This is a genomic window from Gryllotalpicola sp., from assembly GCF_027352875.1.
In the GTDB taxonomy this organism is placed as follows: Bacteria; Actinomycetota; Actinomycetes; order Actinomycetales; family Microbacteriaceae; genus Gryllotalpicola.
The window spans coordinates 27,750-41,779 of sequence record NZ_DAIEII010000067.1 but is presented as its reverse complement, the minus strand read 5'-3'; the positions used below and the strand labels follow the sequence as shown (position 1 = coordinate 41,779).

Here is a 14,030-nt window from a genome sequence, read left to right as displayed (position 1 = left end):
ACCGATCTCCAGCGACCGCTGCACCGTCAACGCGGAGACACCATTCTTGGCCGAAACGAACATCCAGCACGCCTCGAACCACACCGTCAGAGGCGTGCGCCGCCGGTCGAACAACGTCCCCGCCGTCACCGCGGTCCGCCTACCGCAGCGCCGGCACCGGTACCCGCCGTCCGCTACCCGCCAGCCGCCCGCGCCCCCGCAATGCGGGCAGACGAACCCCGCCGGCCATCGGACCCAGTCGAGGTAATCGAGGCAGTCCTCATCTGTAGCGAACCACGACCTCAACTCGCCCGCCGACCTGGGGTAATGCACACCTGCGCGCAGGCGATCAACCACACGCCAAAGACCACTCCGCTCAGATGAATAGCCCTAAGGAACGTTTCATCCCTTGAGCCTCGTCGTAGCCTTCCTAACTCATTACAGATAGGCTTCATGTGTAGAGAGTTGGGAGGTGGATGATGGCGGCGGACCTCGGACCCGTGTTCACGCTCGGCGACGCTCGCACCGCAGGCCTGCGGAAAGATCAGGTTTACGACCTTCTCGCGAAGGGTGAGATCGAACGCGTAGGTCGCGGCGTGTATCTGCGTCCTGACAAGATCGACACTGCCTTTGCTTCGCTCGCCGCAGCAACGGCCGTGCGTGAAGAGGCGACGTTGTGTCTAACGAGTGCGCTCGTGCACCACGACCTGAGCGACGCCATCCCGTTCGAGTCCGATATCGCCCTACCGCGTGGTGTCCATCATCCCGTTGGGCTCGCTCACGTTGCCTGGCACAGCTTCGACCCGACAACTTTTCACATCGGACGCGACCACATCGATGCCGGAAATGGACTTAGGTTCTCCATCTACTCAGCCGAGAGAACGATCGTGGACTGCTTCCGGCTCATGCATCAAGAAGGCAGCGACGTCGCCTACGACGCACTCCGACGGTGGTTACGCCGCCGCGGGAACTCACCGGCAGCCCTGTTGAAGGTTGCCTCGTCGTTCCCAAAGGCGCAGCCGCGGATCCGCCAGGCGCTCGAGGCGCTCCTATGACTCCGCCAACGCCGACACGAGACACTCCTGCTGGGCAGGCGTACAACGATCTGCGCAATCTCGCCCGCCGCGACGGACGCGATCCTGCTGAGTACTTCACGCTGTACGCGCTCGAAGGTTTTCTCGCCCGGTTGGCCGTCTCTGAGCATGTCGGAGAGTTCGTACTCAAGGGCGGTGTGCTTATGGCGGCATTCGCTGCGCGACGGCCGACCCGCGATATCGACTTCGCAGCGACTGGATTCGCCAACGACATAGCCGATGTCGAGCAACGGGTGCGCAGCATCATCGAAGTGCACCTCGAGGACGGATTGGAGTTCGACTCGGACTCCGCAGTAGGAGAGCCAATCCGGGACGACGCCGATTACAACGGTGTCCGCGTCAAGATCACCGCGCAACTCGCGACAGCGCGGGTAGCTCTGCACGTCGACGTGAACTTTGGTGATCCGATCTGGCCGGCCCCGACTGAAGTCGTGCTCCCGCTGCTGCTCGGCGGAACACTTCGCTTGAGAGGCTATCCCGACCACATGGTGCTTGCCGAGAAGATCGTCACCGCACTCGAACGAGGTGAGCAGAACACCCGCTGGCGCGACTTCACCGACATCGCGGCCATCGCACGGTCCAGGATCATCCGCGGAGCAGACCTGCGCGAAGCGATCGACACCGTCGCCCGCTACCGTCACGTCGACATCGAACCTCTTGGGCCACTGATCGCGGGGATGCCGGCGCTGGCACAACGCAAGTGGGAAACGTGGCGTAAAAAGCAACGACTCGAACAGTCGACACCGGAGAGCTTCGTCGAACTTCTTCAGGCATGCATACTCTTCGCCGAACCTGCCCTGACAAATAACGTGGCCCATCTGATATGGGACCCGAACGCTCAGTCCTGGGGAAAAGCCGTTGACTGACGCCGAGATCGACATCTTGAGGTCTCGGATCACGAGACTGGAGCAGGACCTCGCGGAGGCTCGCAGCGAGCTCGGAGAACTTGAGCGCGCGAGAGACGCGATGGAAAAGGCCTTGGTGGCTGTACCCGCTCGTGCTGGCCTGCTGCCTGCGGTGACGGCAGCATCGTCGAGTGCCGAAAAGCTCGCCCTGTTCCGTGCTCGCTTCGTCGGCAGGAATGATGTCCACGCGGTGCGATGGACCAGCGCGCGCACGGGAAAGTCAGGTTGGGCCCCCGCGGTACGCGGCGGCTTTTACACCGGATCCGAGACCACTGCGGACTATCTGCCACTCGAAAATCGAACCGTGGAGCGGCATCTTCGAGGCGCTTCTCAACCCGGAGAGCGCGAGTTTCACGCAGGCCTCTACCCGATGCTTGCTGGCGACCAGTGCCGTCTACTGGTCTGCGACTTCGACGACGCGCAGTGGCGGCATGATGCCGCAGCATTCGTTGCGGAGTGCGAGCGCGCCAGGATCGACGTGCTCACCGAAGTGTCGCGATCCGGTGAGGGTGCGCATGTCTGGATCTTTATCGAGGACCTTGTTCCGGCGGCGACAGCACGCACGGCAGGGATGCGCCTTCTGCGCGCCGCCATGGCGCGCCGACCGACGATGGATTTTCAGAGTTACGATCGCTTCTTTCCGTCGCAAGACACCCTGCCGGAACGATCCACTGGGCGGGCGCGCCTGGGCAATCTCATCGCGCTACCGTTGCAGGGCGACTGCCGCCGACGCGGGACGACCGTGTTCGTCGATCCCGGGACCTGGGATCCGTATGAGGATCAGTTCGCGGCCCTGGCAATGACGACGCCCGTACCCGTCGAACGGGTCGCTGAACTCGGTTCGACGAGCCTCGCGGAGTCACGCGTGGGGCCCGCGGAGTCGCTCGGTGCACGGCCGCGGCGATCAAGTATCAAGGCGGTCGCGCGCACGATAGCGGGACGAAAGCTGGGGCTACGCCGCGATGCGGTTCTGCACATCCCGACAGAGCTCCTTCCGGGGATTGTGATCACCGAACTCAAGCACATGGCGTCCGTGCCCAATCCGGAGTTCTACCGCAGACAGGCTCAGCGGTTCAGTACCTTCGGCACGCCGCGTCTGGTCACCAGCTTCGAGCATGACGAGCACGAACTGCGCCTGCCTCGGGGACTCGCCGACGAAGCCGAAGCGCTCCTCGCGGACGCAGGCTTCCAGACAACGACCGAGACAGTGGCTACGGCGCCGGCGTGTCTAGAGGTGACCTTTGCGGGTCAACTCCGAGACGAGCAACTGCGCGCGGTCGATGCGCTCCTCGCGCACGACACCGGAGTGCTCGTCGCTCCTCCAGGCGCAGGCAAGACGGTCATGGCCTGCGCCCTCATCGCCGAACGCGCGACGCCAACGGCGATCCTCGTGAACCGTGCCGAACTGCTCGCCCAGTGGCGCGAACGACTCCAGCAGTTCCTTGGCCTGACCGAGAAGCAGATTGGTCAGCTCGGGGCGGGGCGACGGAAACGGCGCGGCGTTGTGGACCTGATCATGATGCAGTCCGTCGCGCATCGGAACGCGGACCCCAGCATGCTGGAGGAGTACGGGCAGATCATCATCGACGAATGCCACGCCGTCGCAGCACCAGCAACCGAAGCCGCCCTGCGCAACGTCAATGTCCGCTACTGGGTGGGGATGACGGCGACACCCTACCGCGCCGATCAGATGAATGGACTGATCACGATGCAATGCGGTCCGATCCGCCACGTGGTCGACACCGCCGATCATGCTGCTCGCGAGATGGTCGTCCATGAGACGACCTTCCGCACCGAGGAACCCGGAATCGACGGTCCATCCGTTCAGGCGATTTACTCGGAACTCGCCGCCGATACCGAGCGCAACGCAATGATTACAGGGCACGTCAGAGAAGCAGCCGACCAGGGGCGCACTTGCCTCGTACTGACAAACAGGCTCCAACACCTCGACGCGCTCGCGGATGCGCTGGAATCATGCGCTTCGCCGGTGATCCGGCTTCACGGACGCCTCACCGCCGCCAACCGCCGTGACATCAGGCATTCGCTCGAGGAGATGGACGCGCAGCAGCAGCCGTTCGTTCTTGTCGCCATCGACAAGATCGCCGGAGAAGGTCTCGACCTCCCGACGCTCAACACTCTCTTCCTCACTGTCCCGGTCTCTTTCAAAGGGCGCGTCATTCAGCAGATCGGCCGCATCACGCGTGGACGAGCGGAGCAGTCTATGCCCGCGATCGTTCACGACTACCGAGACAAGAACGTGCCTATCTTGGAACGCATGTACTCACGGCGCAGACGCGTGATGTCGAAGGAAGGCTTCGTGACGGCGGAACCTGTTGAGGGTGGCGAGCGGGTACAGGCCACAGTCGGCCAGGAAGGTTCCGCCTGATCGTCGACTCGCGAACTTCGAACCTCGAAAGCCCGCGAGTTCCCTGCTTGGGGTGTGATGTCTCGGGGCATCGGTGACGAAACTGTATCTGGACATCGGTGACACTTCCTGTGTCTGGACATCGGTGACGGTTAGAGGGTTTGGGGTCGTCGGCCTCGGGGTTTCCCGTTGCCGACGTATCTGATGCCGGGATCGGGCCAGGAGTGTTCGATGATCAGGGTGCCGGCGTCGTCGAAGAACAGCACGGTGTCCTGTTCGTAAACGACATAGGCGCTCTGCCCGGCGAGGGTGCTGCTGGTCTGGAACAACACGCCGCGTGCTTTGACGGTCCCGTTGCCGCGGATCCGTGCGACACGCACCTCGTCGGCGGCCCGACCGTGCATGGTGGTCGCGGGAGCGTGCCGTGGCAGTGGCCGCTGCGTGTTGTCGGGGCGAGGCCGGGGCGGGTCGGCCTTCCGTGTCGCTTCCCATGCCTGCTGCGGTGTGATCCTGCCGGGTAGGCCCTGGTGCGGACGCTGCGTGTTGTAGATGATGTCGAACTGGTCGACCTGCTCCTGAAGTTGCTCGATCGTCTCGGCGAGAGGCTGCTTATCGAGGAAGCGGAACAGGGTCTGATGGAAGCGTTCGTTCTTGCCCTGCGTGGTCGGCTTGTATGGTTTCCCGGTGATCGCCTCGACTCCGAGAGAGGTGACATACGCGGTGAGTTGACCGATCACCCCACGTCGGGAGGGGTTGAGCGCGAGGCCGTTGTCGCTGAGAAGCCGCTGCGGGACCCCGTGCGCGTTGATGCCCTTCTTCACGACCATCACAGCCGCTTCGGCGGTCTCGGACCCCGCGACGTGGGAGGCGACGGCGTAGCGGGCGTGATCATCGATGAGTTGGAAGATCACGCACTTGCGCCCACCGGTCAGGACATATTCGGTCGCATCCAGCTGCCAGCACGCGTTCGGCGCCGGATACACGAACCGGCGCCACGCGGCCCGAGGCTTCTTCTTTGGCTCCAACCTCGCGACGCCTGCGTCACGGAAGACCCGCGCCAGCGACGCCGGGGACGGGGCGGTCATCCCGAGGGCGCGCAGCTTCTCATGCACGCTGATCGGACCGTGATCCAGCCCCGACTGCTCCAGCGCGGCCCGCACCCCGAGTGCTTGCTGCTTCACCTCATCGGCGATCGTCGTCGGGCTGCTCTTCGGACGCCTTGAGCGTGGCTCCAACGCCGCCGCAGGCCCATCGGCGGCGACGCGTTTCCGGATCTCGTAGAACGTCTTCCTCGAGACCGAGTGCTCAGCGCAGAACGTCGTCACCGCACCTCGTGGCGCGTCCGGCGGCCACTGGGCGATCGCAAGACGGACACGGGGATCGACAGGCTCGTTTTTGCTCACCCACCAATCAGAACGGCAGAAGTGTCACCACCAGACACCCCGGAAGTGTCACCGATGTCCTGACACAGAACCGTCACCGATGTCCTGCGACATCACAGTTCCCTGCTTGGGGTCACGTCCCCGGTGCGGGGACCAAAAAGGGGACCAAAACCATGGAAACCATGCATCTCGTGACGCGCTCGGCATGACTTGAGCCGCAGAACCACGCGGGATCAATGCCAGATCGAGCAGTTTGGACGCCTGGGGGATAAGGGGTTTAGGCCCTTTCCAGTCGGCCCGACACAACTGAATATCGAACGTCACGGGCTGTGGCGCAGCTTGGTAGCGCACATGACTGGGGGTCATGGGGTCGCAGGTTCAAATCCTGTCAGCCCGACAAAAAATCCTGGTGAGAGCATGTTTCTCACCAGGGCTTCGTCTTTTCCGGGCCCCCGGCGTTCTGGTCCCCAAAAGTCATCGTTACTTGGATCGGCGCCCTGTCGTCGCGTTCTTCCAGGAGCACGAGACCGTCGAGCGTGTCGGCGTCGAGGGCACCGGCTCCTACGGCGCCGGCATCGCTCGCGCCCTCGCGATTGCGGGAATCACTGCCATGGAGATCGCCCGCCCGAACAGGCAGCATCGCAGGCTCAAAGGGAAGTCCGACCCGATCGATGCCCACCAAGCCGCGCTGGGGGTCATCGCCGGCACCCAGACGGCGACTCCGAAACGGGGTGACGGGGGCGTGGAATCGCTTCGGATTCTGATGAGCGAACGCCATTCCGCGGTCAAGGCCCGGTCGCAGACCATGAACCAAATCCACGGCCTCCTGATCACCGCACCCGACCGGGTTCGCCAGGACTACCGGGCACTGGACAAGACGAAACTTGTCGCCGTCTTGAACCGGACCAGGCCTTCAGGCGGCTCCGATCCTGACTCCGTCGCCCGGCAGACGTTGAAGCGGCTCGCGATCCGACACACGCTTCTCCGCAACGAGCTCACGATCATCGACGCGCAACTCGATGCCCTCGTCCGAGCCGTCAACCCGGCACTCCTCGCCCTCAGCGGCGTCGGTGTCGTCGTCGCGGCGACCATCCTGACCGCCGCCGGAGACAACCCCGAAAGACTCACCTCCAAGGCCGCGTTCGCATCCCTCTGCGGTGCCGCCCCGATCCCCGCCTCATCAGGGCAACGCATCCGACACCGCCTCTCTCGAGGTGGGAACCGGCAAGCGAACAGCGCCCTCTACCGCATCGTGCTCCTGCGGATGCGACACCAAGAGCCCCGAACGGAGGAGTACTTCGCCCGGCGTCGAGCCGAGGGGCTCTCTGACCGCGACATCATCCGCTGCCTGAAACGGCACATCGCGAACGAGATCTTCCACACCCTCACCCACCCCTCACCCGAGACACCAACAGGCCTGGTCCTTCGTCAACGCCGCCAAGCCCTCGGCATCCCGATCACGGTCCTCGCCGCGACCCTCGGAGCCCCCTACCAGAAGCTCCGCCGCCTCGAGGTCGGCACCCGCGGCGACACCACGCTCGAGCGCCAAGCACACACCGCCCTCGACCAAATCACCCCTCCACCTTGCCCTTGACAGCAATAGGAGCATCCACTCAGCGGGACGTCACCATCTGAGACAGCCCGACGTAGGTCTCTTTCGTGGGAGCCCGGCGGCCCCTTGTGGTCGGAGTAACTTCAAACTGACACAGCAGCGGTTATCGGCTACACATTTAGTATCCACCAATGACGGCTACATGATAGCATGAGGGCGTGACGCCCGGGTGGACCGACTCAACCGAGAAGCATGGCATCCCACGCGACGACCAGGTGTACGCCGTCGTTCACGCGACGTACTCCGCCAAGCTGCCGGATGAAGGCTCCGCCAGCGGTGACGTATGGCTCTACATCGGGCACCCGCACCCGCAGACCGACCGCGAAATCGAGATCCTGGTGGAAGTGTTCTCAGACGGCCGCGAAGCCCTTGTATTTCACACGATGGAGCTTGGCCCGAAGTTCCGCCGACACCGAGAGGAGAACCCCAATGGCTGACCCCAAGGACACCGACTACGACGCGCTGGCCGCGTGGCTGACCGACCCCTCGACCCCGATGCCGAAGGTGACGGACATCGCAACCGGCGCCGAAGCGGCCGGGCGCGGCCGCGCACTCATGTTGCGCGAGTACGGCAGCGAGGCGGCGCTGGACGCCGTGCTGCGGCGTGCCGGGCGTACACGACTCGGCGAGCACCCCAAGGGAGCCTCTCCCACCGTGCGGGGGCGGCTGGCTGAGGCCGACTTCGCCGCATTCAAGCAGCTCGAGGAACAGACGGGCAAGAAGCAGAGCGAACTCGTCCGCGAGGCCGTGCAGCTGCTCCTCGCGGAGCACAAGATCGGGGCGTGACAGCGGCTCTCCGCGGGGCCCTTCACCGGTGGTTTCCAGTTTTCGAGCGCCGTCGACAGAAGTGGCGGCGCCGCTTCGAGGTCGACGCGGGCGAGCGGCCGGGAGTGACCTCGATCGAGCATGCTGAGGTGAAGCGGTTGAAGCAGGAGAACGCGGAGCTCAAGCGGGCGAACGAGATACTGCGGGCGGCGTCGGCGTTTTCGCCGCGGAGCTCGACCGCCCCGCGACGAGATGGTCCGCTTCATCGATCAGATGGGTGCGTTTCGGGGTCTGGGCCATCTGCCGCACGCTTGCTGCGGCGGAGAGTGTGTTTCACTGCCTGCGGCTATCGGCCGCGAAGGGCCGGCCGCGGGCGGCCCGATCGCTTTCCGAGCCCGCGGCATCGCCACCGCAGGACGGGTCGGGCCGGCTCGACGCCTCACGCGCTGACGTCACGGCCAGAGGGCGGCGATCGCGGCAGGGACAGCGCTCGGTCCGGTCACCTCCGCCACCCGACCGCCGACCGCCCGCGCCAGTGCGCGCGCCTGCGCACCGGACTCGTCCGGCCCGACCGGCGCCAGCACCAGCAGCTCGTCCAGTGCGCGCGCTGCCGGAAGCGGGTCGTCCCCGGTGGTGGCGCGCCCGTCCGAGAGCAGCAGAACGATCCGCCGTGATGCGGCCGAGTCCGACAGTTCGCGCGCGGCGGCTCGCAGCGCGGCGGCCAGATCGGTGCGGCCGTGGCCGCGCAGGCTCAGCAGGTCGCCCACGACGCTCTCCACGGAGCGCGGCTGGCGCTGCGCCTTGACGACGCGCACGGCCGAGCCGAAGGCGATGACGCTGTAGTCCTCGATGTCTCGCAGCGCCACCGCCGCCGCGGCCACCGCCGCCGTGGCCAGCCTTGCGCCGCCCATCGATCCGGACCGGTCCAGCACGAGACTGATCGCGGTCGCGGACCGGACCCAGCCGGGTCCGCGCAGCCCGGCCGGGTCAGCGGCCCGCCCGGCGAGGTTCGAGACCATGAGCTCGTCCAGGCTCGCATCCACGTCCACGTCCACGCCCGGCTCCCAGCGCCGCGACCGGATGCGCCCTGCGCCGGGCCGTGGTGCGCCGCGCGGCGACGCCGCGCGGACCATGACCCGGCCCGACAGCGCCCGCGCCAGGCGTCGCAGCCGCTCGTCAGTGGCGCCGCTCATCTCCGCGAGCAGGGTCAGCGCAGCATCCGGGTCCCGTCGCTCGAGGGCGCTGAGGGCCTGTTCGTCGAGCATCCCCACCTGCGGGGACACCTCCTCGAACCCCGCTATCGCCTTGAGCAGGTGACGGCCCGTGGAGACACGCGGCTGGTCGCCCTGCTCGGCGCGCGGCTGCGGGTCGGGGCTCAGCTCGTTGCGAGGGGCGCCGGTCGGTCGGGGCCGGTCGCCCCGCGCGCTTTTCCCGGTTCCGCCCCCGCGTCCGCTCCCGGCTGCGGCGCGACGGCCGGGTCGTAGACGCGATGCCACAGCTCGGTGATGATCTCCTCAGCGCTGCGCTCGCTGCTCTCCTGCACCCGGATGCGTCCGGTCAGCGCGGCGAGGGCGGCATCCAGACTGACGCCGGCATCCGTTGCGGCCGCGCCGCGCAACTCGGCGAGCCGGTCGGCGACGAGCATCATGTCGATGGCACCGCGCACCGACGAACCGATGCGGACGTCGGGGTGGCTGCGGGTCGCGCGCACGAGTGCGACCACCCGGCCGACATCGAGCGGCTGCCGGCTCCCATCGGGCACTGCGGCGGCACCGCCGGCGTGGACGGCGCGCTCGACCACGCGTTCCTCATCCGCCGCGCTCTGGTAGTCCATCCGGATGCGGCAGGTGCGGTCGTAGACGGCCGCGGAGATCCGAGCCGTGCCGACCGCGTCGAATGGGTTCATCGCGGCGACGAGAGCGAACCCCGGCGCCGCCCGCACGAGGCCGAGGCGCGGAACATGCAACTCGCCCTCGCTCATGACCGTGATCAGGACGTTGATGGTCTCCTCGGGGACGCGGTTGAGCTCCTCCAGATACAGCAGCGCGCCGGTCCGCATCGCCTGCACGAGCGGGCCGTCGAGGAAGTTCTCATCGCGGTAGCCCTCGGCGAGCAGCCGACTCGGGTCGTGGCTGCCCACGAGCCGACCCGGGGTCAACTCGGCGCTGCCCTCCACGAACACCAGGCCGATGCCGGCGGCGTCCGCGAGCGTGCGCAGCAAGGTGGACTTGCCGGTGCCCGGCGGGCCTTCCAGAACGATGTGGCGGCCCGCCGCGAGTGCGGCCAGGAGCACCTCGGTTTCCGGACGACGACCGATCACAGCCGCATCGAAGGCGGCGAGCGTCGCCGGAGTGAGGATCGCCGCGACCCCGCCGGGTGGAGTCGCGGCGATCCCGTGGGGCGAGGTCACGTCAGTTGTAGACGACCACGCCGCGGATGTTCTTGCCGTCACGCATGTCCTGATAGCCCTGGTTGATGTCCTCAAGGCTGTAGGTCTTGGTGACCAGCTCGTCGAGCTTGAGCTGCCCGTTCTGGTAGAGGCTGAGCAGGCGCGGGATGTCGGCGCGCGGGTTGGCCGAACCGAACAGTGAGCCCTGCAGCCGCTTCTGCGAAAGCGTCAGATCGAACAGCGACATGTTCACGCTCATGTCGGCGGCCGGGCTGATGCCGGTGACCACCGCGATGCCGCCCTTCGTGGTCAGCGCCATGATGCCCGCGATCAGTGCGCCCTCCACGACCCCTGCCGTGTAGATGACCGCATCGGCCATCGCACCACGGGTGAGCTGCTGCACGAGAGGCATGGCCTCCTCGATGCTCGCGGCGGTGTGGGTAGCGCCCAGCGACTGCGCGTTCTCGCGCTTGAACTCCACCGGGTCGACCGCGACGATGTACTTCGCCCCGGCGATCCGGGCGCCCTGCACCGCGTTGGAGCCGATCCCGCCCACGCCGACGACGACCACCACGTCGCCCGGCTTCACTTCCGCGCTGTTGACCGCTGATCCCCAGCCGGTCGTCACACCGCACCCGACGAGCGCCGCCAACTCGAGCGAGATGTCGTCGTCGATCTTCACGGCGGATGCCTCGTTCACGACCGTGTACGGGGCGAAGGTGCCGAGCACGCACATCAGCCGGGCGTCATCGCCCTTGACGTGGTGCCGGGAGGTTCCGTCGGTGATCTGCAGACCCTCGAGGATCCCCGCGCCGAGATCGCACAGGTTCTGGTGGCCCGTGGAGCACATCTTGCACCGGCCGCACGCGGGGATGAAGCTCAGCACGACATGATCGCCGACCTTGAGGTTCTCCACGCCCGGGCCGACCTTCTCGACGACGCCCGCGCCCTCGTGGCCGCCGATGTACGGGTAGCCCGGCACCGGCATGTCCCCGGTGAGGATGTGCTCGTCCGAGTGGCACAACCCGGATGCGGCGAGCTTGACGAGCACCTCGCCGCGCTTAGGATCGTCGAGCTCGAGCTCTTCGATCTTCCAGTCCTGGCCGACGCCCCAGTTCACGGCCGCTTTGGTCTTCATGGCAATCTCTCCTTCGACATCGTCGTCATAGCGAGCTCCCGGCGCTACTGGCCAGGACATGCCTCCACGCTATGCCCGCGTCGGGCCCACCGCAATGGGCGCAATGGGGCGGCGGAACTGAGGACGGGAGGCTCGGCTCACGAGCGGCGCGGGAGCGCTCAGCGCTCCACCGGTCGTGCTTCGCCATGGTCGGCGACGACCCGCTTTCCGCGCCGTGAGCATTCACCGCTTTGCGGGCAGCCTCATCGGAGGCACCGCAGACGTATCGTGGGCATCCGCCGTGAGTCTCGTCGGCCCATTGACATCCGCCCCCACCGGTGGCAGCTTGTGAAGGCAGACGAGCAGTTGCGGCATTGTGTCCGCGCGAGCGCACGGAACACGCACTGACCCTGGCAATGGAGCAAGGAGACGGAACTAGTGAGCGCATACGCCACCATCAATCCGGCGACCGGCGAAGCACTCGCCGAGTTCCCGGTCATCAGCGACCGCGAGGTCGACACGATCCTCGATCGGGCCCACACTGCGTACCTGTCGTGGCGGAAGACGCCGTTGACTCAGCGCACCGCAGCACTGGCACGCGCCGCGCAGTTGTGCACCGAGCGCATCGACGAACTGGCGCGGCTGCTCACCCTCGAGATGGGCAAGCCGCTGATGCAGGCCCAGGGCGAGGTGATGATCGTCGCATCGATCTTCCAGTACTACGCCGAGAACGCGGCGAAGTTCCTCGCCGACGAGGTTCTTGACGCTGTCGGCGGCGGCGAGGCCGTCGTCCGCACCGAGCCGATCGGCGTCGTCCTTGGCGTCATGCCGTGGAACTTCCCCTACTACCAGGTGGCCAGATTCGCCGCCCCCAACCTGGCTCTCGGCAACACCATCGTCCTCAAGCATGCGCGCAACTGCCCGCAATCCGCCCTCGCTATGGAGAAGCTGCTGCACGACGCCGGCATCCCGACCGACGCCTACATCAACGCGTTCATCGACAGCCGTCAGGTCGCCGAGGTCATCGCCGACCCGCGCGTGCAGGGCGTCTCCCTCACCGGGTCGGAGAAGGCGGGCTCGGCGGTCGGCGAGGTCGCCGGACGCCACATGAAGCGCTACGTGCTCGAACTCGGCGGATCCGATCCGTTCATCGTGCTCGAAGACGCCGATATCGACGCCGCGGTCCAGGAGGCCGTGATGGGCCGGGTGCTGAACGCCGGGCAGGCGTGCACCGCGTCGAAGCGGTTCATCGTCGTCGATTCCGTGTACGACGAATTCACCCAGAAGTTCATCGGGGCGATGACGCAGATTTCCACCGGCGACCCCGCGGATCCCGCCACCCTGATCGGGCCGCTCTCCTCTGCGCAGGCCGCCGAGGATCTCGGCGAGATCGTCAAGGACGCGGTCGACAAGGGCGCTGAATTGCACTCGGCACCACAACCGACCGGCGGCAGCGCTTATTACGCACCTGGGGTGCTCACCGGCGTCACCCCCGAGATGCGCGCGTTCTCTGAGGAGTTGTTCGGCCCGGTTGCGACGGTGTACCGCGTGCCGTCGCCGCAGGCGGCGGTCCAGTTGGCGAATTCCTCGCCGTTCGGCCTGGGCAGCAGCATCTTCACGAAGAACCTCGACCTCGCTCGCGACCTGGCTGACGATCTGGAGACCGGGATGGTGTGGATCAACGCGGTCACGGGGAGTTCGGCCGAGCTGCCGTTCGGCGGGGTGAAGCGCTCCGGCGTCGGTCGTGAGCTCGGCAAGTACGGGATGAGCGAGTTCGCCAACAAGAAGCTCGTGCGCGTGCCGCAGCCCGTGAGCGCGCACTGAGTCGCGGAGCGGTCGCATGCCAGGCTCAGCAGCGCCCGTGCTGCGGCAGCGTGCGACATAAGCTCGATCATGGTCACATCGAATGGAACCGTTGTCTCCCTCGTGGGCGATAGCTCGGCCGAGGTGCTCAAGGGCCTCGCAGCCCTGCGCAACGTCGAGGCCGTCGAGTTCGCCGCCGCGGGAGCGTCCGAACTCGTCAGCCGCATCAGCCGCTCGCACGCGTCGTACTTCGTCAGCGATGCCGATCCGCTGCTGCATGTCGCGGCGGCCTGGGTCGAGTTCTACGACGATCTGGTCTCGCTCGAGACGCTGAGCCTCGAGGCCGAGACGGCCGCTGCCGCGCTGCAGTCGGGGGCGACCGTGATGCCCGACTACTACCTCGTGCTGGAACCGGAGACCGTCGAGGGCACCTGGCGGCACTGGTGGTTCGGCGCGCTCGCCCGCAAGGCGCCCACGCGGGTGCTGCCCGTGCCCGGCTCGACGGCTCAGGTGCGTGCTCTGCTGCGCCAGCTCCCCACCGGTCGGCCCTGGGGCGAACTCGCGGCATGGCTGCGTGGGCTGCCGTACGTCGTCCCCGACACCGTCTAGACCCCATCCG

Annotated in this window: 12 protein-coding genes, 1 tRNA gene and 2 pseudogenes; 10 read left to right on the top strand and 5 right to left on the bottom strand. The window is 66.6% G+C overall.

What is annotated here, in order from left to right; all coding sequences use genetic code 11:
- Nucleotides 1-312, bottom strand: a 312-nt coding sequence (locus M7D61_RS09885; protein ID WP_366083919.1) for an IS1595 family transposase, incomplete at its 3' end; no start/stop codon positions are given.
- Nucleotides 313-455: 143 nt separating this feature from the next.
- On the opposite strand from M7D61_RS09885, the gene M7D61_RS08440 reads away from it, so the two are divergent.
- The 3 genes from M7D61_RS08440 to M7D61_RS08430 are packed head-to-tail and all read left to right on the top strand — an operon-like array spanning nucleotide 456 to nucleotide 4,364.
- Nucleotides 456-1,034 carry a type IV toxin-antitoxin system AbiEi family antitoxin domain-containing protein gene (locus M7D61_RS08440; RefSeq protein WP_134434228.1) on the top strand — a complete coding sequence of 193 codons (579 nt, stop codon included), beginning with the start codon at nucleotides 456-458 and terminating at the stop codon, nucleotides 1,032-1,034.
- Nucleotides 1,031-1,939 (top strand): nucleotidyl transferase AbiEii/AbiGii toxin family protein, encoded by a 909-nt coding sequence (locus M7D61_RS08435; RefSeq protein WP_298229476.1) that lies wholly within the window; start codon nucleotides 1,031-1,033, stop codon nucleotides 1,937-1,939. The genes M7D61_RS08440 and M7D61_RS08435 overlap by 4 nt, the downstream gene beginning before the upstream one ends.
- Nucleotides 1,932-4,364, top strand: a complete 2,433-nt coding sequence (locus M7D61_RS08430) for a DEAD/DEAH box helicase (protein WP_298229474.1) — start codon at nucleotides 1,932-1,934, stop codon at nucleotides 4,362-4,364. The genes M7D61_RS08435 and M7D61_RS08430 overlap by 8 nt, the downstream gene beginning before the upstream one ends.
- Nucleotides 4,365-4,454: 90 nt before the next feature.
- Here M7D61_RS08430 and M7D61_RS08425 read toward each other — a convergent pair.
- A pseudogene (locus M7D61_RS08425) lies at nucleotides 4,455-5,668 on the bottom strand (IS481 family transposase); the annotation flags it as partial.
- Nucleotides 5,669-6,048: 380 nt separating this feature from the next.
- Between M7D61_RS08425 and M7D61_RS08420 the strand changes: the two are divergent.
- From M7D61_RS08420 to M7D61_RS08400, 5 genes and pseudogenes are all read left to right on the top strand, one after another.
- Nucleotides 6,049-6,122: transfer RNA gene (locus M7D61_RS08420), tRNA-Pro, on the top strand.
- Between the two features lie 87 nt (nucleotides 6,123-6,209).
- Nucleotides 6,210-7,319, top strand: a complete 1,110-nt coding sequence (locus M7D61_RS08415) for an IS110 family transposase (RefSeq protein ID WP_298229472.1) — start codon at nucleotides 6,210-6,212, stop codon at nucleotides 7,317-7,319.
- A gap of 176 nt (nucleotides 7,320-7,495) precedes the next feature.
- Complete coding sequence (locus M7D61_RS08410) at nucleotides 7,496-7,774, top strand: hypothetical protein (RefSeq protein ID WP_298229470.1); 279 nt, start codon at nucleotides 7,496-7,498, stop codon at nucleotides 7,772-7,774.
- Entirely contained in the window at nucleotides 7,767-8,123 is a 357-nt protein-coding gene (locus M7D61_RS08405; RefSeq protein WP_298229468.1) for a ribbon-helix-helix domain-containing protein, read from the top strand. The genes M7D61_RS08410 and M7D61_RS08405 overlap by 8 nt, the downstream gene beginning before the upstream one ends.
- Nucleotides 8,120-8,375, top strand: a pseudogene (locus tag M7D61_RS08400) (hypothetical protein); the annotation flags it as partial. The gene M7D61_RS08405 and the pseudogene M7D61_RS08400, both read left to right, overlap by 4 nt.
- A 179-nt stretch (nucleotides 8,376-8,554) precedes the next feature.
- On the opposite strand, the gene M7D61_RS08395 reads toward M7D61_RS08400, so the two are convergent.
- The 3 genes from M7D61_RS08395 to M7D61_RS08385 all read right to left on the bottom strand — a co-directional run bounded on the left by M7D61_RS08395 (nucleotide 8,555) and on the right by M7D61_RS08385 (nucleotide 11,629).
- A complete protein-coding gene (locus tag M7D61_RS08395; RefSeq protein ID WP_298229466.1) occupies nucleotides 8,555-9,367 on the bottom strand; it encodes a vWA domain-containing protein in 813 nt (270 codons plus the stop codon).
- A 110-nt stretch (nucleotides 9,368-9,477) separates the two neighbouring features.
- Nucleotides 9,478-10,512 (bottom strand): MoxR family ATPase, encoded by a 1,035-nt coding sequence (locus M7D61_RS08390; RefSeq protein WP_298229464.1) that lies wholly within the window; start codon nucleotides 10,510-10,512, stop codon nucleotides 9,478-9,480.
- Nucleotide 10,513: 1 nt separating this feature from the next.
- The gene (locus M7D61_RS08385; protein WP_298229462.1) at nucleotides 10,514-11,629 is read right to left on the bottom strand and encodes an NDMA-dependent alcohol dehydrogenase; all 1,116 of its coding nucleotides are present in this window, start codon (nucleotides 11,627-11,629) and stop codon (nucleotides 10,514-10,516) included.
- Nucleotides 11,630-12,046: 417 nt separating this feature from the next.
- Between M7D61_RS08385 and M7D61_RS08380 the strand changes: the two genes are divergently transcribed.
- Entirely contained in the window at nucleotides 12,047-13,432 is a 1,386-nt protein-coding gene (locus M7D61_RS08380) for an NAD-dependent succinate-semialdehyde dehydrogenase (RefSeq protein WP_298229460.1), read from the top strand.
- Nucleotides 13,433-13,501: 69 nt separating this feature from the next.
- On the top strand, nucleotides 13,502-14,020 hold the full coding sequence (locus M7D61_RS08375; RefSeq protein WP_298229458.1) for a hypothetical protein: 519 nt from the start codon (nucleotides 13,502-13,504) through the stop codon (nucleotides 14,018-14,020).
- Nucleotides 14,021-14,030: the final 10 nt, after the last annotated feature.